This is a genomic window from Shouchella lonarensis (assembly GCF_900096965.1).
In the GTDB taxonomy this organism is placed as follows: domain Bacteria; phylum Bacillota; class Bacilli; order Bacillales; family Bacillaceae_D; genus Shouchella; species Shouchella lonarensis.
On record NZ_FMYM01000013.1, the window covers coordinates 24,122 to 42,864 of the forward strand.

General features: G+C 43.1%; 17 protein-coding genes. 11 read left to right on the top strand and 6 right to left on the bottom strand.

Annotated features, from left to right (window positions below):
* Nucleotides 1–26: 26 nt before the first annotated feature.
* From ssb to serS, 7 genes are all read left to right on the top strand, one after another.
* Entirely contained in the window at nucleotides 27–536 is a 510-nt protein-coding gene (gene ssb / locus BLT29_RS12130; RefSeq protein ID WP_090776583.1) for a single-stranded DNA-binding protein, read from the top strand.
* Nucleotides 537–563: 27 nt separating this feature from the next.
* Nucleotides 564–797 carry a 30S ribosomal protein S18 gene (gene rpsR / locus BLT29_RS12135; RefSeq protein WP_090776584.1) on the top strand — a complete coding sequence of 78 codons (234 nt, stop codon included), beginning with the start codon at nucleotides 564–566 and terminating at the stop codon, nucleotides 795–797.
* Nucleotides 798–1,013: 216 nt separating this feature from the next.
* Nucleotides 1,014–1,937, top strand: coding sequence for a DUF2232 domain-containing protein (locus BLT29_RS12140; RefSeq protein ID WP_090776585.1), 924 nt, complete (start codon nucleotides 1,014–1,016; stop codon nucleotides 1,935–1,937).
* A gap of 30 nt (nucleotides 1,938–1,967) precedes the next feature.
* Nucleotides 1,968–3,935: a DHH family phosphoesterase gene (locus BLT29_RS12145; protein WP_090776586.1), complete on the top strand. Its 1,968-nt coding sequence runs from the start codon at nucleotides 1,968–1,970 to the stop codon at nucleotides 3,933–3,935.
* The gene (gene rplI, locus BLT29_RS12150; protein WP_090776587.1) at nucleotides 3,932–4,375 is read left to right on the top strand and encodes a 50S ribosomal protein L9; all 444 of its coding nucleotides are present in this window, start codon (nucleotides 3,932–3,934) and stop codon (nucleotides 4,373–4,375) included. Before BLT29_RS12145 ends, rplI begins: the two co-directional genes overlap by 4 nt.
* A 67-nt stretch (nucleotides 4,376–4,442) precedes the next feature.
* On the top strand, nucleotides 4,443–5,807 hold the full coding sequence (dnaB, locus tag BLT29_RS12155; RefSeq protein ID WP_090776588.1) for a replicative DNA helicase: 1,365 nt from the start codon (nucleotides 4,443–4,445) through the stop codon (nucleotides 5,805–5,807).
* A gap of 49 nt (nucleotides 5,808–5,856) precedes the next feature.
* The gene (gene serS, locus BLT29_RS12160) at nucleotides 5,857–7,140 is read left to right on the top strand and encodes a serine--tRNA ligase (RefSeq protein ID WP_090776589.1); all 1,284 of its coding nucleotides are present in this window, start codon (nucleotides 5,857–5,859) and stop codon (nucleotides 7,138–7,140) included.
* Nucleotides 7,141–7,226: 86 nt separating this feature from the next.
* On the opposite strand, the gene BLT29_RS12165 is transcribed toward serS, so the two are convergent.
* Genes BLT29_RS12165 through BLT29_RS12180 form a run of 4 tightly spaced genes read right to left on the bottom strand, consistent with a single transcriptional unit; the run spans nucleotide 7,227 to nucleotide 11,139 of the window.
* Nucleotides 7,227–8,243: an ABC transporter ATP-binding protein gene (locus tag BLT29_RS12165; RefSeq protein WP_090776590.1), complete on the bottom strand. Its 1,017-nt coding sequence runs from the start codon at nucleotides 8,241–8,243 to the stop codon at nucleotides 7,227–7,229.
* Nucleotides 8,212–9,243 (bottom strand): ABC transporter ATP-binding protein, encoded by a 1,032-nt coding sequence (locus BLT29_RS12170; RefSeq protein WP_090776591.1) that lies wholly within the window; start codon nucleotides 9,241–9,243, stop codon nucleotides 8,212–8,214. The genes BLT29_RS12165 and BLT29_RS12170 overlap by 32 nt, the downstream gene beginning before the upstream one ends.
* 30 nt (nucleotides 9,244–9,273) lie before the next feature.
* On the bottom strand, nucleotides 9,274–10,230 hold the full coding sequence (locus tag BLT29_RS12175; RefSeq protein WP_090776592.1) for an ABC transporter permease: 957 nt from the start codon (nucleotides 10,228–10,230) through the stop codon (nucleotides 9,274–9,276).
* A gap of 15 nt (nucleotides 10,231–10,245) precedes the next feature.
* Nucleotides 10,246–11,139 carry an ABC transporter permease gene (locus tag BLT29_RS12180; protein WP_090776593.1) on the bottom strand — a complete coding sequence of 298 codons (894 nt, stop codon included), beginning with the start codon at nucleotides 11,137–11,139 and terminating at the stop codon, nucleotides 10,246–10,248.
* 342 nt (nucleotides 11,140–11,481) lie between these two features.
* On the opposite strand from BLT29_RS12180, the gene BLT29_RS12185 reads away from it, so the two are divergent.
* From BLT29_RS12185 to BLT29_RS12200, 4 genes are all read left to right on the top strand, one after another.
* A complete protein-coding gene (locus BLT29_RS12185; RefSeq protein ID WP_090776631.1) occupies nucleotides 11,482–13,083 on the top strand; it encodes a glutathione ABC transporter substrate-binding protein in 1,602 nt (533 codons plus the stop codon).
* 214 nt (nucleotides 13,084–13,297) lie between these two features.
* A complete protein-coding gene (locus tag BLT29_RS12190) occupies nucleotides 13,298–14,902 on the top strand; it encodes a glutathione ABC transporter substrate-binding protein (protein ID WP_090776594.1) in 1,605 nt (534 codons plus the stop codon).
* Between the two features lie 185 nt (nucleotides 14,903–15,087).
* Nucleotides 15,088–16,665, top strand: coding sequence for a glutathione ABC transporter substrate-binding protein (locus tag BLT29_RS12195; RefSeq protein ID WP_090776632.1), 1,578 nt, complete (start codon nucleotides 15,088–15,090; stop codon nucleotides 16,663–16,665).
* A 3-nt stretch (nucleotides 16,666–16,668) separates the two neighbouring features.
* Nucleotides 16,669–16,866, top strand: a complete 198-nt coding sequence (locus BLT29_RS12200; RefSeq protein WP_090776595.1) for a helix-turn-helix transcriptional regulator — start codon at nucleotides 16,669–16,671, stop codon at nucleotides 16,864–16,866.
* Nucleotides 16,867–16,910: 44 nt separating this feature from the next.
* On the opposite strand, the gene murG is transcribed toward BLT29_RS12200, so the two are convergent.
* Together murG and BLT29_RS12210 are read right to left on the bottom strand one after the other, a co-directional pair.
* On the bottom strand, nucleotides 16,911–17,975 hold the full coding sequence (gene murG / locus BLT29_RS12205) for an undecaprenyldiphospho-muramoylpentapeptide beta-N-acetylglucosaminyltransferase (RefSeq protein ID WP_090776596.1): 1,065 nt from the start codon (nucleotides 17,973–17,975) through the stop codon (nucleotides 16,911–16,913).
* A 34-nt stretch (nucleotides 17,976–18,009) separates the two neighbouring features.
* Complete coding sequence (locus BLT29_RS12210; RefSeq protein WP_090776597.1) at nucleotides 18,010–18,618, bottom strand: YIP1 family protein; 609 nt, start codon at nucleotides 18,616–18,618, stop codon at nucleotides 18,010–18,012.
* Between the last annotated feature and the right edge of the window lie 125 nt (nucleotides 18,619–18,743).

Consider the following 18,743-nt stretch of genomic DNA (forward strand, 5'->3'; position numbering starts at 1 on the left):
CATTTCCATAGTCTGGAGGGATCGTTTTGTTAAACCGTGTTGTTCTTGTTGGACGTTTGACGCGAGACCCTGAATTGAGATTTACACCGAGTGGCGTCGCTGTAGCAAACTTTACCCTTGCAGTGAATCGAACGTTTACGAATCAGCAAGGTGAGCGAGAGGCTGACTTTATTAATTGTATCGTTTGGCGTAAGCAGGCAGAAAACGTGGCGAATTACTTAAAAAAGGGTAGTTTAGCTGGCGTCGATGGTCGTGTGCAGACGCGTAGTTATGATAACAATGAAGGTAAGCGTGTGTTTGTTACAGAAATTGTTGCTGAAAATGTACAGTTTTTAGAACCGAAAAACAGTCAGAGAGTGAACCAAGGTGTAGGTGCGAGCAATGAAACTTATGGTGGAGCGCCTGCAGATGGATATGGTCATAGTAACCAAGGGGGCACGCCAAATGCAAATGGTACGCGCTCAGCTGGATATGCCAACGATCCATTCTCACAAGAAGGTTCCATCGATATTTCTGATGATGATCTACCGTTTTAAAGATAAACAGAAAGGAGTGCATGTGTAATGGCACGTCGAGGTCGTCCGAAGCGCAGAAAGGTTTGTTTCTTTACTGCCAATAAAATTAAACATATCGATTACAAAGATGTTGATTTACTAAAACGTTTCGTTTCAGAGCGTGGGAAAATCCTTCCACGCCGTGTGACGGGAACATCAGCAAAGTATCAGCGTCGATTGACAGTTGCGATTAAACGCGCACGTCAAGTTGCGTTACTACCTTATGTAAATGAACTTTCTTAATTGAAAGTTGAGAGAGGATGGCTACCCAAGCTTTAAATGAGTTTGTGGGAGGCGATCCTCTTTTATTTGCTAGTTCCTTCGTGCGCTTTTCATTCAGATGTAATTGCGCTAAAATGTATAAATGAAGCAAATAAATTTGGGATGAGATGAATAAATGTTGGTGATGTGGCTTTAAAATGTGTAGATAACAATTGTTTGGCAAAAGAGGTGAAGGGTGTGTCAACGCAGAAACAATGGGTTGATGGGTTTTTGATTGTTCTTATTTACATTGCTTTGCTTTTCATGTTTTTGACTGGACTACCGATTGTAGACATATTGGCGATGTGTGTTTTACCATTACCATTTGTATATTATACGGCAAAATATGGACTAAGGAATGGCTTCCTATTCGTCATCATATGTGTAGCTATAGGGTTATTGCTCATATGGCACGTGTTCATTGCAACATTTTTTGTTGTTATTGGTTATGTACTTGGCGCACTTACATACAAACAAGTTTCGGGAACGGATCGTTTTGTTTATACAGGGATGACTGTGTTCTTCTTTCTCATGGGGGCATATTTGTTTTTGTTGGCAGCAACGGATTTTTCATTAGGAACGTTATTTCGTGAATCGTTCGATCAATCAGTACGTATGCTAGAGGCAGCTGGTGTAAATTCTTTTGACGAAAACATGATTGAAACGTATTTATCCACCTTAGAAGGATTGACGACATTTCTGTTACTGCTTTTTTCCTGTATTTATGCATGGATTGTGTATGTTTTTTCTGCAATGATGTTTAGATGGAAAGGCATATCCTACAAGCGTTTGCCTGCTTTCATTAATTGGACATTTCCTCGTTTGTTGTTAATTTATTATATGATATTGTTACTTATTGGGCTCTTTGAACCAGATTCTGGGACATTGCTGTTTATTGTTTATCATAGTGGTATAGCGATTGTAAGTGTTTTTCTAGCATTACAAGGGACATCCTTTTTAGTAAAATACGTGCAGTCCCGACGTTCATCACCGCAACGAAAAATCGTGTGCATTGTTGGTATTGTACTCGGTATATTATTGTTACCCATTGCATTTTACGTGCTAAAGATTATCGGTATGCTAGACATGATTTTCAAACTGCGCGAGCGTTTACAGTCGTAAGTATAGCGAAATAAGGGCAGGTGACGAGGCATGCGTGATGAAAAGAAGCGTGGACAAATGATTCATATGATCGGGCTGACAATCATGATGGTTGCTATTGTCACCATCTTTTCCCTTACTTATTGGGAACTCGGTGTATTAACCGCACTTATTTTTGTGATTTGGATCATTTCTTATAGACGGTCTTATAAACGTCAGGAAGCGCATACGCAGGCATATATTCAGACGTTGTCTTATCGCGTCCATCGAGCGGGGGAGTTAGCTTTAGCGAAGCTACCTATAGGGATGGTTTTGTATAATGAGCATGGCGACATTGAATGGGTCAATCCTTTCATTCATAAATATGTTGCGCCAGACCTTGTCGGTCAGCCTCTATCGGTGATTGAAGAAAAGATTCCTGAATGGTTACAAGATGGGATGAGCGAGGCGGTTGTGCAACTCGGTGCTGTTTATTATGAATTTGTGTTTGAACGTGATGCGCGTTTAATTTATATAAGAGATGTGACAGAAAAAGAAAAAACAGCCGCACGTTATTCAAATATGCGGCCGGTTGTTGCCCATATTTATTTAGATAACTATGATGAAGTCACACAAGCGATGGAAGACCAAATTCGAAGTCGATTGCTTGCCCAAGTAACAGAGGCGTTAAATCGGTGGGCGTGCGATTATGATCTATTTTTACGTCGAACGGCATCAGACCGTTTTTTAGCAATCATGAATCAAAAGACGTTACGTTTGTTAGAAGAAAACCGATTTGGATTGTTGGATGATATACGTGAGTTGACAGCAAAGGAAAAAGTGCCGATTACGTTAAGTATTGGCATTGGGTCAGAAGACGCGTCGTTACGTGAATTAGGTGCGTTAGCGCAGTCGAGCCTTGATTTGGCACTTGGACGTGGTGGTGACCAAGTGGCGATAAAAAAGAAAAATGGTCGTGTCCGTTTTTATGGTGGGAAAACAAATGCGGTGGAAAAACGGACGCGTGTGCGTGCGCGTGTCATTTCTCATGCGCTGACTGACTTTGTAAAAGAAAGCAAGCGTGTCATCATTATGGGGCATAAGCGGCCCGATATGGACGCAGTCGGTGCAGCAATTGGTATGTTGAAAATGGCTGATTTAAATGATCGAGAAGGATGGATTGTGCTCGATCAGACAGACATTAATGTGGATGTCGGGCGTTTGCTAGAAGAAGTATATGAACATCCTCAAATTGGTTCGCAACTCATTACGCCACAAGAAGCGGTGCAAATGGCTGACAAAGACACATTGCTTGTCATTGTTGATACACATAAACCGGCACTTGTCATTGAACCAAAATTACTGTCTATGATTGATCGGGTCGTTGTACTTGATCATCATCGTCGAAGTGAAGAGTTTGTGAAAGATCCGGTGCTTGTTTATGTAGAACCGTATGCGTCATCGACAGCAGAGCTTGTTACGGAGTTATTAGAATATCAACCATCACCTGTGAAGATGGATCGACTGGAAGCAACGGCATTGCTAGCGGGAATGATGGTAGACACCAATCGTTTTGCTGTAAGAACAGGTGCTAGAACGTTTGCAGCTGCTTCGTTTTTGCGGGCAAATGGTGCGGACACTTCACTTGTACAACGATTATTAAAAGAAGACTTGGCGACATACACAAGACGTGCTAAGCTTGTAGAAAACGCCTATATTTTCCGGGCTGGTTATGCAGTTGCGGTTGCACCAAACGGCGATGCCTATGACCAACCAGTCATCGCGAAGGCTGCGGACACATTGCTATCGATTAGTGATGTACGTGCATCGTTCGTCATTTGCGGACTTGCAGATGGTCAAGTAGGTATTAGTGCACGTTCGTTTGGCGATGTTAATGTGCAGACGGTAATGGAGCGGCTTGGTGGTGGTGGGCATTTGTCCAATGCAGCTACACAGTTACAGGGTGTGACATTGAATGAGGCACAAGCACAACTTGAAGAAGCGATTGATCATGAATATGGGGGAGGATCTTTGGGATGAAAGTGATTTTTACAGCCGATGTAAAAGGAAAAGGTAAAAAAGGAGAAGTGAAGGACGTATCGGAAGGGTATGCCCGTAATTATTTACTACCAAAAAAGTTAGCGATGGCAGCGACGGCAAGTAACCTAAAAGATTTGCAAGCGAAAGAGAAAAGTAAGCAAAAACAGGCAGATGCAGAGCTGGCTGAAGCAAAAGCATTGAAAGAGACACTTGAAGCAATGACACTGGAAATTCCAGCGAAAGCGGGCAATGGTGGTCGTTTATTTGGTGCAATCTCTACAAAACAAATTGCAGAGGAATTAGCAAAGCAAAACACAAAAATAGATAAACGTAAAATCCAACTATCAGAACCGATTCGTGTGCTCGGTGTGACAAAAGTACCGATCAAAATACATGCAAACGTGGTTGCGACGGTCAACGTACACGTGAAGGAAATGTAGCACACAAGCGGAAGCTGGTCTAGATACAGATCAGCTTCCGGTTATTAATGGCAAAGGGGGTGTCTAGATGAGTGATTTGCTCTCGGATCGTATTCCGCCGCAAAATATAGAAGCAGAGCAAGCGGTGTTAGGTGCATGTTTTTTAGCTGGACAAGCAGTGACAACAGCAAGTGAACGACTGTTACCAGAAGATTTTTACCGGGTCAGTCATCAACGGATTTATGAGGTAATGCTTGATTTAGCGGAAAGAGGAGAACCGGTTGATCTTGTGACTGTTACATCGACGTTGCAAGATCGAGGGTGGTTAGATGAAATTGGTGGTGTCACGTATTTAACAGATCTCGCTAATGCGGTTCCGACGGCAGCAAATGTTGAGTACTATAGTAAAATTTTAGAAGAAAAGTCATTGCTACGTCGCCTCATTCGTGCAGCAACAAATATTGCGAAAAACGGTTACGCGAGTGAAGAAGAAGTTGATGCCATTTTAGACGAAGCTGAAAAAGCCATTTTAGATGTGTCTCATCGTAAAAATAGTGGCAGTTTTGTTTCGATCAAAGATGTACTTGTTGAGACGTATGATCGGATTGAAATGTTACAAAAAACGCGTGGCGACATTACTGGTTTAGCGACTGGGTTTTCCGAATTAGATACAATGACCGCCGGGTTCCAGCGGAGTGACTTGATTATTGTCGCTGCTCGTCCATCAGTCGGAAAAACGGCGTTTGCTTTAAACATCGCCCAAAATGTTGCGACAAAATCAGATGTAAATATCGCGATTTTTTCACTGGAGATGGGGGCAAGTCAACTTGTGACGCGGATGCTTTGTGCAGAAGGAAATATCGACGCACAACGGATGCGTACAGGCGCCCTCGAAGAAGAGGATTGGCAAAAGCTAACGATGGCGATGGGGGCGCTTTCGCGTGCAGGTATTTATATTGATGATTCACCCGGTGTGAAAGTGAGTGACATTCGGGCAAAATGCCGGCGTTTGCAGCAAGAAAAAGGTTTAGGGCTCATTTTAATTGATTATTTACAGTTAATACAAGGGCACGGGCGAAGCGGTGAAAATCGCCAGCAAGAAGTCTCTGAGATTTCACGTACATTAAAGGCGATTGCCCGTGAATTAGACGTTCCGGTCATTGCGCTTTCTCAGCTTTCACGTGGGGTAGAGTCTCGTCAAGATAAGCGCCCAATGATGTCTGACATTCGTGAGTCGGGGAGTATTGAGCAAGATGCTGATATTGTTGCGTTCCTGTACCGTGATGATTATTATGATAAAGAGACTGAGAATCAAAACATCATTGAAATTATTATTGCTAAGCAGCGAAATGGTCCAGTTGGAACTGTAGAACTCGCTTTTATTAAGGAATACAATAAATTTGTCAACTTGGAGCGACGGCATGAGGAGCAAGGCATGCCATCAGGTGCATAACGGTGACTATTTTGGTACAATGTGAAAAAGGATGAGGGGGCGTACGTAAATGTTAGACGTAAAGAAATTGCGCACGGAATTTGCGCAAGTAAAAGTAGCATTAGAAAAGCGCGGTGGAACGATTGAAGGATTGGATCGGTTCAGCTCCCTTGATGAAGAGCGGCGCGCACTTATTCAAACAGTTGAGTCACTAAAACAAAAACGTAACGATGTTTCAGATCAAATTGCGGTGTTAAAAAAAGAAAAGCAAGATGCAACAGCGTTGATCCAAGAGATGAAACACGTATCAGAAGATATTAAAGGGCATGATACACGCTTGCGTTCATTGGATGAAGCATTACAATTGTTACTACTGTCGTTACCGAATATCCCTCAAGACACTGTGCCAGTTGGTGCCACTGAAGAAGAAAATCGAGAAGAGCGTAAGTGGGGTGAGGTGCCGACTTTTGACTTCACTCCAAAGCCGCACTGGGAAATTGGTACTGAACTTGGTATTTTAGATTTCGAACGGGCCGCAAAAATTACAGGTAGTCGCTTCATCGTTTATCGCGGGCTTGGCGCACGACTGGAGCGGGCATTGATCAATCTCATGATGGACATGCATGCTACAGAGCATGGTTATGAGGAAGTGCTTCCTCCTTATATGGTGAATCGTGCTTGCATGGTTGGTACGGGGCAACTACCAAAATTCGCCGAGGATTCTTTTATGATTCGTGAAGAGGATTATTTTTTAATCCCAACGGCGGAAGTACCGGTCACCAATTTTCATCGAGATGAAATTTTAACAGCAGCACAACTGCCAATTGCTTATAATGCATATAGCACAAATTTCCGTTCTGAAGCGGGTTCAGCTGGTCGGGACACGCGTGGGATCATTCGTCAACACCAATTCAATAAAGTTGAACTCGTGCGTTTTTCTTTACCAGAGGATTCAAACGAACAACTAGAATTGATGACCAGTCATGCCGAAAACGTGTTGAAACGGTTGGAACTGCCGTACCGCATTGTGACATTGTGTACCGGCGATTTAGGATTCGGCTCTACAAAAACGTATGACCTAGAAGTGTGGGTACCAAGTGCTGGGGAATATCGCGAAATTTCTTCTTGCTCGAACATGGGAGACTTCCAAGCTCGGCGTGCGAATATTAAATTTCGCCGGGAACAAGGTGGTAAACTAGAGTTTGCGCATACATTAAATGGCTCAGGTTTAGCGGTGGGACGAACGGTTGTGGCGATTCTGGAGAATTATCAGCAAGCCGATGGATCCGTTGTTATTCCGGAAGCATTGCGTCCTTATATGGGGAATGTAGATGTCATTCAAATGCAGGGCTAAAGTAAATATTTGCGTAAAAAAAACCTGGAAAGCTGATGCTCTCCAGGTTTTTTTACGCTTCAGGCTCCTGATTCTAACCTAAGAAATCAATATGCAGGCTTTCGCTCACCAGAAGTAATTTCCTCCATGTAATGGCAAGCGCCTGTATGTCCGTCTTTCATGCTTTCTGTCGTGCGTAGCACAGGCGTATCAGTTTTACACTTTTCTCCAGCAAATGGACAACGTGTATGGAAGCGACAACCAGTTGGTGGATCGATTGGCGAAGGGACGTCGCCTTTTAAAATGATACGTCCGCGGTCACCGCCTGGTTCTGGCTTTGGAATGGCTGACAATAATGCTTTTGTATATGGGTGTTGTGGGTTGTCAAAGACAGACTTTTTGTCGCCCATTTCAACGATACGCCCAAGATACATGACTATGACGCGGTCAGAAATATGACGTACGACCCCTAAATCATGAGAAATAAACAAGTACGTTAATTTTAACTCGCGCTGGAGCTTTTTAAGCAAGTTAATGACTTGCGCTTGGATGGATACGTCTAGTGCTGACACCGCTTCATCACAAATGATGAGTTTCGGGTCTACAGCAAGGGCGCGGGCAATGCCGACCCGTTGTCTTTGTCCACCACTAAACTCATGTGGAAAGCGGTCAATTTGGTGTTCACCAAGCCCAACGGTTTTCATGAGTTCTCGAATGCGGCGGTCGTGCTCTTTTGATGGTGCAATATTTTGGATCGTCATCGCTTCAGACAAAACTTGTCGGACTGTTTGTCTTGGATTAATTGATGCATAAGGGTCTTGGAAAATGATTTGCAAATCTTTTCTTTTTGCCCGCATTTGCCTGCGGTTAAGAGAAAGCAAGTCTTCGCCTTGAAAGGTAATCTCTCCGCTAGTTGGTTCATCAAGACGCAAAATTGCGCGACCAGTTGTGGATTTCCCACAGCCAGATTCTCCGACAATAGAAACCGTTTCCCCTTCATCAATAGAGAAAGTAATATCGTCAACTGCTTTGACGTGATTGACAGTGCGTCCGAGAAAACCGCCTTTAATTGGGAAGTATTGTTTTAAATGTTTAACTTTGAGTAGCGTATTCGTCACGTACATTCACCTCCGGGCCGTCCCATTTATCTGTATAGATCCAACAACGGACTTGTCGGTGGTCGTCTTCTACTTCTAAATACGGAAGTTCCTTACAAACTTCGCGCGCAAATGGACAGCGTGGTGCAAAACGACAACCGTTTGGCATATCTGCTGGTGCAGGGACAGCGCCTTTAATAATGGCCAGATCGCCTTCAATGTCTGTATCATGTCGCGGAAGAGATTTCATCAGTCCTACTGTGTAAGGGTGTTTCGGTTTCGCAAATAAGTCTTCTACGGTTGCAAATTCAACGACTTGTCCACCGTACATGACAGCGACATGGTCACATGTTTCGGCGACAACACCGAGATCATGAGTAATCATAATGACTGACATGCCGAGTCGTGTTTGTAAGTCTTTAATAAGCTCTAAAATTTGTGCTTGAATGGTGACATCAAGTGCTGTCGTTGGTTCATCAGCAATGAGTAACTCAGGATTGCAGGCAAGTGCGATCGCAATCATGACACGTTGACGCATCCCCCCTGACAGCTCAAACGGATACTGATCAATACGCTTTTTTGGTGATGGGATGCCAACAAGTTCCAACATTTCAATCGCGCGTTGACGTGCTTCTTTTTTAGAAATGTTTTCATGGATGAGATATGACTCAATAATTTGTTGCCCGACAGTAAATGTAGGATTTAATGACGTCATCGGTTCTTGAAAAATCATGGAAATTTGGTTTCCACGTATACGGCGCATTTCAGCTGGTTTTTTGTTTGTTAAGTCTTCACCGTGAAAAAGAATTTCTCCACCGACAATTTTTCCTGGATGAGAGAGTAAATTTAAGATGGATAAAGAAGTAATGCTTTTTCCAGAGCCAGATTCACCAACGATACCAAGTGTTTTTCCTTTTGGTACATCAAATGTGACCCCATCTACTGCTTTTACTTCTAACTCTTTTGTGAAAAACGATGTTCGCAAATCCCGAACTTGTAAAATCGCATCGTTTGCCAATGGTTCCACACCTTTCTATTTGTGCTAAAGAGACGTATATTAATCTATGTCAACACGTTTATTGACAAATCGATAAGCAATATCAACAAGCAAATTGACAAGCACGAAGCAGAGGGCAGCAATTAAAATACCTGCTTGCATAACCGGGAAGTCACGCGTCGTAATTGCATCAAGGATGAGGCGCCCCATGCCATTAATCGCAAAGACACTTTCTGAAAGAACGGCGCCACCAAGTAATCCCCCAAAACTGATACCAACAACGGTAATGACAGGGATAAGGGCATTTTTTAGCGCGTGTCGATAGATGACATAACGTTCTTTTACGCCTTTGGCACGGGCGGTACGAATATAGTCTTGATGAATGACTTCTAGCATGCTGGATCGCGTCATTCGGGCGATAATGGCTGCACCTGAGACGCCAAGCATGACAACAGGTAAGACAAGCTGATCGATCGACCCCCAGCCGGACGGTTTGAACCATGTCGTATCAATAAAGGGAAGATCACCGATAATCGGGATATTTCCAAGTGCAAACCATTGAATGAGGATGAGTCCGAGCCAGAAATTTGGCATGGACATTCCAAACAGTGCTGCAACCATAATGGCTGAGTCTGTGAACGTCCCACGTTTTGTTGCTGAAATGACACCAGCAATCAAGCCGAGGAAGACACTGAGAATGGTACTATATAAGGCCAGTTCGAAGGTGATACCAAGCCTTGGAAAAATTAAATCTGAAACAGGTTGTCCGCTCCGAATCGACGTACCGAAGTCAAGTTGAATGAGGTTTGCCATATAACGAAAATATTGCACAGGATAGGGCTGATCAAGACCAAGCCGCTTATTTAAAGCTTCGATTTGTTCAGGTGTTGCTGATTCTCCAGCCAGAACTTGTGCAGGATCACCAGGGATAAAATGCATCAGGGCAAATACGAGAATCGTAACACCAATAACAACAGGAATAAGCTGCAGTAAGCGGCGAACGAGAAATTTTAGCATAGGTACACCTCTTTTCTAGTTTTTCAATTTAGGATCTAACGCGTCACGTAAGCCGTCACCGAAAATATTAAAGGCGAGCACAAAAAGCGCAATCGCAATACCTGGTGCGTACGTTAAATGTGGGGCATCGTACATGTAAGAACGACCAGCATTTAACATCGCACCCCATTCAGGTGAAGGTGGTTGTGCGCCGAGTCCGAGAAAAGAGAGCCCCGCTGCTGCAAGTACGCCGGTAGCAATCGATAACGTTGTTTGTACAATAAGTGGTGATAAAACGTTTGGTAAAATGTGCTTAATAATAATGCGGGTATCACTTGCACCGAGTGCTTTTACGGCGTCAATGTATTCAAGTTTTTTCACTGCTAAAGTTGAGCCTCGGGCAATACGAGCAAAGACAGGGAAGGAGCCAATGGCAATCGCATAAATGACATTTTCTAACCCTGGTCCAAGTGTTGCAACAATGGCAAGAGCCAAAATAATACCTGGAAAGGCAAGGAATACATCAACAATTCGCATGATAATCGTATCTGTTTTCCCACCATAATATCCGGAAATGATCCCAAATGTTGTGCCAACAATACCCGCCAGTGCAACAGAACCGAATCCGATGATGAAAGTAATACTCATCCCGTGTAAAATACGTGAGAGGACGTCTCGACCAAAAGCATCTGTGCCAAACCAAAACTCTGCTGAGGGACCTTGTAATTTCACGGCAAAATTTTGTTCGTTTAAACTTTGAGGCGCAATGTATGGTCCGATAATTGCTAAAATGCCCAGTAAAATAATGAGTGAGCCGCCAACAATCGCTGACTTATTTGTGATCAGTCGACCGAAAAATGCTTTCCAGCTTTTCACAAAGGGTCGTTCTGATGCCATCGGTGCTGGCTGAATTTCTGTTTGCCGAGCCATATTCAACTCCCTTTCTCAATGAATTCATGATTGTTTGCGCATCCATAACGGAGGCAAACAACAGTGATAAGGTATAGATTTGTACATAATTTTGTCTCATTATACACTACCTTGTCTGTGAAACATAGTCTTGTGAAGAAGTTTTCACACGAAATAGTGAGATTCATTGCAACCAACTGTCTATTCCTGTTTCTTGTTAGAGGCAATGTTGTGAATGCGTCTATTTACAACTAGTTTTGTCATATTAGAGAAATATCTGAAAAAGGTGTTGCGTACTTGTCCACGTCTGTGTTAAAGTTTGGTCACAAGAAATCATTTTGGACGGAGAAGGGAAGAGGCGCTATGAAACTAAAAAATGTTCGATTAATTCATTTAATGTGTGTCGCTTTGTTTTCATTCGTTTTCGCTGCGTGTTCTAGTGAGCCAACAGACTCAGGCCAAGTCGGGCAGCCAGAGCAAGGAGAAAGCACGACCGAAAAAGAACTTCGTATTTCAATGCTATCAGAAATTGTTTCGCTGGACGTGCATGGTGCCAATGATACGTATTCTTCTAACATGACGTCGCAAATCTATGAAACGTTACTAAACCATGATGAAGATCTTGCGCTTACACCAGGACTTGCAAAGTCATACGAACAAATCGATGAAACAACGTGGGAATTTCAACTAGAGAAAGACGTTAAATTTCATGACGGCACCCCGTTTACTGCAGAGGCCGTAAAAGCAAACTTTGATCGTGTATTAGACCCTGCTGTCGCATCTCAACGTGCGTTTTTATTTACGATGATTGATGAAGTAGAGGTCATCGATGATCATACGGTGCGTTTCCACACAGAATACCCGTTTGCGCCACTCCCGTCCCATTTAGCGCACACAGGCGCAGCCATCATGAGTCCAAAAATGATTGCCGAAGATTATGAGGAGATGGCCAAAGGGAAAGACCCTGGGTTCGTTATTAATAAGCAAGCAATTGGAACCGGTATGTTCAAGTTTGATGAGTGGAAACGTGGTGAGTCGGTTCGCTTAGTAAAAAATAATGATTATTGGGGCGAGCCAGCAAAGGTTGACAGTGTGTTTGTTCGGGTTGTGTCTGAGGGTGGAACGAGGATGGCTGAGTTGCAGACGGGTGATGCACATATTATTGACCCACTTAGTCCAAATGAACTCGTCCAAATAGAAGCGACAGACGGTGTCCATTCCGACTCACAGGAAAGCGTCATGATTATGTACGTTGGCTTCAACACACAACATGAGTATTTAAGCAACAAAAATGTGCGTAAAGCCATTTCACTTGCACTTGATCGAAATGAGGTGCTCAAAGGTATTTATGATGAGGTTGGAATTGAAGCGCGCAGTCCGCTAGCGCCAAAAGTGTTTGGTTATGATCCGTCTGTAGCATCAAATGAGCAAAATATTGAGGAAGCAAAGCAGTTACTTGCCCAAGAAGGATTAGCGGATGGTTTTGACATCGTCTTTCACACGAGCAATGAAAAAGAACGACAAGATATTGCAACGTATGTCCAAAGTGCGCTTGAACCGCTTAATATTAACGTTAAGATCGAAGTACAAGAATGGGCATCGTTTCTTGAATTTACTGCTGAAGGGGAGCAGGAAATGTTTGTATTGAGCTGGGCAACGGTGACAGGAGATGCAGACTATGGTCTGTATGCGTTGTTCCATTCAGATAACCACGGGACAACGGGCAATCGTACGTTTACGACGGACGAGCGGTTGGATGAAAAGCTTGATCAAGCACGTAAAAGCACGGATAGCGACGAGCGACTGGCGCTCTATAAAGACATTCAAAACATCATTGCTGAAGAAGCATACATTCAACCGCTCGTGCATCAAAATTATTTAGTAGGCATTCGTGATGAGGTAGAAGGTTTTTGGCAACATCCTACGCGTCGTATGATGCTTGGTGATGTTGTGATTAATGAATAACCTTCGTACAAGTCGTGCATTCACGCGAGAATAACGCGTAAGGCGTGAATGTTCGAATAAAAGGCTTGTACTTGTATTTGAAATCGGCTATAGTGAAAGAGAATGGATGTGTATCGTTTGTATTGATTGTATAAGGGGCGTAGTTGCCCCTACTGCTTCAATCATCTCGCATCATTATCCATGATAGAAGGTAATCACAAGGGGGAGAAGAGAAATGAAACCTTTGAAGAAGTCGGTTTATGGTGTATGTGCACTGGCGCTTGCTGTTGGTTTAGCAGCTTGTAGTAGTGAACCTACTGATGATGGTAAGAAAAAAGAAGGAGAAGGCAACGGTGCTGCTGGCAGTGGTGAAGGCGGCGATCTTGTGATTGCGATGATGTCGGCTCCGGTAAATCTAGACCCACATGGTGTAGGGGATGTAGCGTCTTCACAAATACAGGACCTCATCTATGAGCGCTTGATCCAGTTTGATGAAAACCGGGAACTTGAACCAGTTCTTGCAAAAGATTGGAAAGAAGAAGGAAACAAATTGACATTTGAATTGCAAGAAGGAATCAAATTCCATGATGGTGAAGACTTCAATGCCGAAGTCGTGAAAAAGAATATTGAGCGGATTAAGGACGAAGATTTGGCTTCTCAGCGTGCGTTCTTATTCGAAAAAGTTTCAGAAATCAATGTGCTCGGTGACTATGAAATTGAATTCGTGACAGAAGAGCCGTTTGTGCCGTTAGTTTATAGTTTTGCGCATAGTGGTGGATCGATGATTAGTCCAGCTTCAATTGATGCGGACTATGAAGCAATCGAAGCTGGGGCAAAACCATATACAAAAGTGAGTGAAAAACCAGCGGGGACAGGTTACTTCAAGTATGATTCTGGAGTGGCAGGTTCCAGTGAGATTGTGTTAAAGAAAAATGAAGACTACCGTGATGGGCCACCGAAATTGGATTCAGTCACATTTAAACACGTGAAAGAAGCGAGTACACGACTTGCGGAAGTAGAGTCTGGTAATTCTCATATTGCTGATAGTGTCGAAGTATCTTTATTGAACCAGCTAGATAACATGCAAGGTGCACATTTGAGTGTGACGGATGGTATTGCTGGATCTTATTATGGTTTTAATGCGAAGAAAAAGCCTTTTGATAACCCGGATGTGCGACGTGCGATTGCAATGGCGATTGACAACAAAGTGATTGTCGATAACATTTGGAATGGCCAAGCGATATTACCGACTGGGCCAATTCCTCCAGGGGTATTTGGATATGACGAGAGTATCCAACCATTACCATATGACCCAGAAAAAGCAAAAGAGTTGTTAGATAAGGCGGGTGTTAAGGACTTATCGTTTTCTATCACAACAAATGACAATCCACAACGGAAAGCGACTGCAGAGTATATGCAAAGTGAGTTAGGCAAACTTGGTATCAATGTAGAAGTGAAGGAGCAAGAATGGGCAACCTTCCTTGAAGCAACTGCAAATGGTGAGCACGATATGTTCATTCTTGGATGGGGCGCTGCAACAGGCGATGGCGACTATGCGTTAGAACCGTTGTTCCACACCGATCGCCAAGGTGCACCAGGAAATCGCTCGTTCTACTCAAATACAGAACTTGATGAGATTCTAGATCAAGCAGCTCGTGAAGAAGACGAGAAGGTACGGTTAGACTTGTATAAGAAAGCGCAAGAAATCGTCATTGAAGACGCACCGGTTGTTTACACGAATTACACGAAGTACTTGAAAGGTATTCGTGATGAAGTGAAGAATGTACGCGTCGATGCTGATGATAAGTATAACTTGTACGAAACTTACATTGAGAAATAAGAAAGATAAAAACCGCTGAGAGGCGGTTTTTCTTTTGGACTTGATGTGGTTAGTGTACTATTTTATGGGGTTTTCATGTCATGTATTTCATATATGTCACATATAAATCAGGTAGTGCGCGTAACTGTTTGTACCACCGGAATTTATTTTTAAATATTGGAAATATTTTTGGGAGGAAAATACAAATGGGAACGAACAAAAAATGGTTGTATGCATTCTCGGCGCTTGTATTTGCGGTCGTTTTAGCATCTTGCAGCGGTAGTTCTACAGATAAAAACGCTAACAGTTCTGAGGGTGGTAGCCTCGTTATTGCGATGTCATCAGAAATCCCAGGGCTTGATCCGCATCAAATTAATGACATTCCATCAACGCAAGTACAAGACCAGATTTATGAAACACTTGTGACGCTTAACCGCGAGATGGAACTAGAGCCAGTGCTGGCAAAGTCATGGGAAGTCAACGAAAATAAACTAACGTTTCAATTGCGTGAAGGAGTAAAGTTTCACGACGGAGAACCATTTAATGCCGAAGCAGTGAAGAAAAATATTGAACGTATTATGGATGAGCAAATTTCTTCCTTGCGCGCCTTCTTGTTTGAAGAAATAGAAGAAATAAATATAATTGATAATTACGAAATTGAATTTGTGACAGAAAAACCGTTTGCGCCACTCATTTATAGTTTTGCTCATAGTGGTGGTAGCATGATTAGCCCAGCGATGATTGATGCAGATTACGAAGCGATGAAAAATGGTGAGCAACCATTCGTAACCGTTAATAAGAATCCGAGTGGAACAGGTTATTTTAAATATGAATCTGGCGTGCCGGGAACATCGGCCATTGTGTTGAAAAGGAATGAAAATTATTGGGGAGAAAAAGCTAAGCTTGATTCAGTCACATTTAAAACGGTTTCAGAAGGTGGTACCCGGATCGCTGAGGTTTTTACTGGGGATTCACATGTAGCCGAACCAGTTGACATTTCAAATGTGTCACAATTAGAAGCGAATAGTGATGCTGATTTACTTATCACAGATGGCATTTCAGCTTCAAACTACGGATTTCACGTGGAAAAGGAACCATTTGATAATCCTGATGTTCGGCGAGCGATTGCGATGGCGATTGACAATGAAGCAATTTTGGAGAACATTATGGATGGTTATGGACGAATGGCAAGCGGTCCGATTCCTCCAGGTGTCTTCGGTTATGATGAATCAATTGAACCAATTCCATACGATCCAGAAGCAGCTAAACAGTTATTGGCTGACGCTGGGGTTGAAAACTTATCGGTGAAGATCATGACAAATGATAACAATGAGACCCGACTGCAAATGGCGGAGTATATGCAAAGTGCTTTAGGAGAAATTGGTGTTAATGTTGAAGTCGTGTCGCAAGAGTGGGCGACTTATCTTGAAAGTACTGGTAATGGCGAGCATGAAATGTTTATCCTCGGTTGGACGTCACTCACTGGTGATGCTGATTATGCGATGGCTCCGCTTTACCATACAGATAAGGCTGGTGCACCAGGAAACCGATCGTTTTATTCAAACAAGGAGCTTGATCAAATTCTAGAGGAAGCAGCTCGTGAGTTAGATGAGAATAAGCGCTTGGCTCTCTATAAAAAGGCGCAGGAAATTGCCATCGAAGAATTGCCGCTTGTGTATACGACGTATTCCCAGTATTTGAATGCTGTGCGGAAGGAAGTAAAAGATTTTTATCGTTCAGCTGATGGGAAGATCCTTTTGCATGAGACGTATATTGAGGAGTAAGTAATGGAAAAAGGCCAATTAGGGATGAAAGATTTAACCCAAGAAGCATTAGCACGGGAAATTGGCGTAACGAGGCAAACGATTGGTTTAATTGAATCTGGAAAATATAATCCAAGTTTAGAGTTGTGTTTATCAATTTGTCATGTGCTTGATAAAACATTGGATCAATTGTTTTGGCGAGAGAAAGGCCATGAAACATAAAAAAAGCGCCATTTGTTCTCTGCTTCGAGACAAATGGCACTTTTTTATGTTTGGACACGTGCTTGCAAGTCTTCCACAATCCGGCTGACAGCATCAGAAGCTCCGCTCGCGTTCATTGTTTCAATAAACAGTTGGCGGTTGTCGTATAATGAATGAATTTCTTTCATTAGTGAGTCCGTTGTTAAGTACTCTTCTTCAAGCATGGAAGCATAACCATTTTTTACAAATGATTGTGCGTTTAAAATTTGGTCGCCACGACTTTGTGACTTAGGTAATGGGATAATTAACATTGGGATGTGTAAAGCAAGAAATTCAAAAATGGCATTAGAGCCACCACGCGTGACGACGAGGTCGGTCATCTGCAAAAGGTGTGACAAGTCTTCATGTACATATTCGTACTGTTGATATCCACGTTTCCCTTGCAGTGTAGGATCAACATTGCCTTTGCCGCAAATATGAATGACTTGATACGTCTGCGTGAGCGAGTCGAGCGCTTCGCGGATGGCCTCATTAATTTTACTAGCGCCAAGGCTGCCACCCATGACAAGTAGCGTAGGACGTTCGCGACTAAAATGGGTCAAATGTAACCCTTGTTGACGAGTGCCAGTGAATAGGTCGGGGCGAATCGGCGAGCCGACGACGGTTGTTGAACTTTCAGGGAAATATGCGGCAGTCTCGGCAAATGATGTGTAAAACGTTTTGGCAAAATGTTTTGCGAGACGATTAGCTAGCCCTGGTGTAAAGTCACTCTCATGTAAGTGGACAGGAATGCCGAGCGAGGAGGCTGCGGCGACGACAGGGACAGTGACAAAGCCCCCTTTCGAAAAGACGACATGTGGTTTTTCGCGTTTTAAAATCTTTCGTGCTTGAAAAAAACCTTTTGCAACACGAAAAAGGTCAGTGAAGTTTTTTCTGTCCATGTAACGACGCAATTTACCGCTCGCAATTCCGTAGTAACGAACGGCGTTCTTTTCGATGAGTTCTTTTTCGATGCCTTCGTGTGAGCCGATGTAGGCGATGTCCCAAGACTCATCAAGTGCCTGCATAATGGCGAGATTCGGTGTGACATGCCCCGCAGAACCACCACCGGTAAAAATAACTTTTTTCATAGAGACCCTTTCCTTTTCAAAAAAAGTAGTTGATTTAAACAAAGAGTTGTACGAGTAAATCTAATGCAATGACACAGATAAAACCTATGCCAATAAAAACGGTGAGCACTAAAAATGCGCGCCACAATTTGACTTGTTGTGCCTCTGCCAAAGCAATGAGGAAGACAACCATTATCCACACATCGGCAATGCCGATAAGGAACGAGTACGCTTGCAAGATTGGTGTCAGTGTAGCCGATTTAAAAAAGTGGAGATTGAGTGCAATGATGGTAAAGTAACCGACTTTAAAAAAACCAAGTAGAATCCCCGGCATAAATAAAGCGAATAACAACGATTTCCGTGTGGCCGTCACATCACCGTTACCGCCATATAATGAACCGATGCGGCCAACAAGTGCACCTGCTCCATAATATAGAATAGGGCCAAAGAATGAACCTATGATACCGATAAGGAAAAGCTGGAACAACGAAACTTCCCCGAGGAGTGTAAAGGTTTGAAGTCGTTGATAGGATAGCGTGGTTAAAAACCCAAATATCAATGATAAAATAACGACGGCTCTTTTATGTAAGTCGTGCGTAAGTGCATCACGAATGACCGCTCTGGGGCGTAGCCAAATGTATGTCCACGGGTTTGGTGTGTGCAATCGATCACCTTCTTTTCTTCCGCTATTTTGTTTATCATACCATGTTATACTAAAAGAGCTCAATGCCATCTTTATTTGGTTGCTGTCAGTGCTGGAAAAAATCGCTCATAATGCGTATGATAAGG

Excerpts from the sequence above, each read along its gene's own strand:
- rpsR (WP_090776584.1), top strand. The coding sequence starts at position 564 with ATGGCACGTCGAGGTCGTCCGAAGCGCAGAAAGGTTTGTTTCTTTACT.
- BLT29_RS12145 (WP_090776586.1), top strand. The coding sequence starts at position 1,968 with ATGCGTGATGAAAAGAAGCGTGGACAAATGATTCATATGATCGGGCTG.
- rplI (WP_090776587.1), top strand. The coding sequence starts at position 3,932 with ATGAAAGTGATTTTTACAGCCGATGTAAAAGGAAAAGGTAAAAAAGGA.
- dnaB (WP_090776588.1), top strand. The coding sequence starts at position 4,443 with ATGAGTGATTTGCTCTCGGATCGTATTCCGCCGCAAAATATAGAAGCA.
- serS (WP_090776589.1), top strand. The coding sequence starts at position 5,857 with ATGTTAGACGTAAAGAAATTGCGCACGGAATTTGCGCAAGTAAAAGTA.
- BLT29_RS12165 (WP_090776590.1), bottom strand. The coding sequence starts at position 8,243 with ATGTACGTGACGAATACGCTACTCAAAGTTAAACATTTAAAACAATAC.
- BLT29_RS12175 (WP_090776592.1), bottom strand. The coding sequence starts at position 10,230 with ATGCTAAAATTTCTCGTTCGCCGCTTACTGCAGCTTATTCCTGTTGTT.
- BLT29_RS12180 (WP_090776593.1), bottom strand. The coding sequence starts at position 11,139 with ATGGCTCGGCAAACAGAAATTCAGCCAGCACCGATGGCATCAGAACGA.
- BLT29_RS12185 (WP_090776631.1), top strand. The coding sequence starts at position 11,482 with ATGAAACTAAAAAATGTTCGATTAATTCATTTAATGTGTGTCGCTTTG.
- BLT29_RS12190 (WP_090776594.1), top strand. The coding sequence starts at position 13,298 with ATGAAACCTTTGAAGAAGTCGGTTTATGGTGTATGTGCACTGGCGCTT.
- BLT29_RS12195 (WP_090776632.1), top strand. The coding sequence starts at position 15,088 with ATGGGAACGAACAAAAAATGGTTGTATGCATTCTCGGCGCTTGTATTT.
- BLT29_RS12200 (WP_090776595.1), top strand. The coding sequence starts at position 16,669 with ATGGAAAAAGGCCAATTAGGGATGAAAGATTTAACCCAAGAAGCATTA.
- murG (WP_090776596.1), bottom strand. The coding sequence starts at position 17,975 with ATGAAAAAAGTTATTTTTACCGGTGGTGGTTCTGCGGGGCATGTCACA.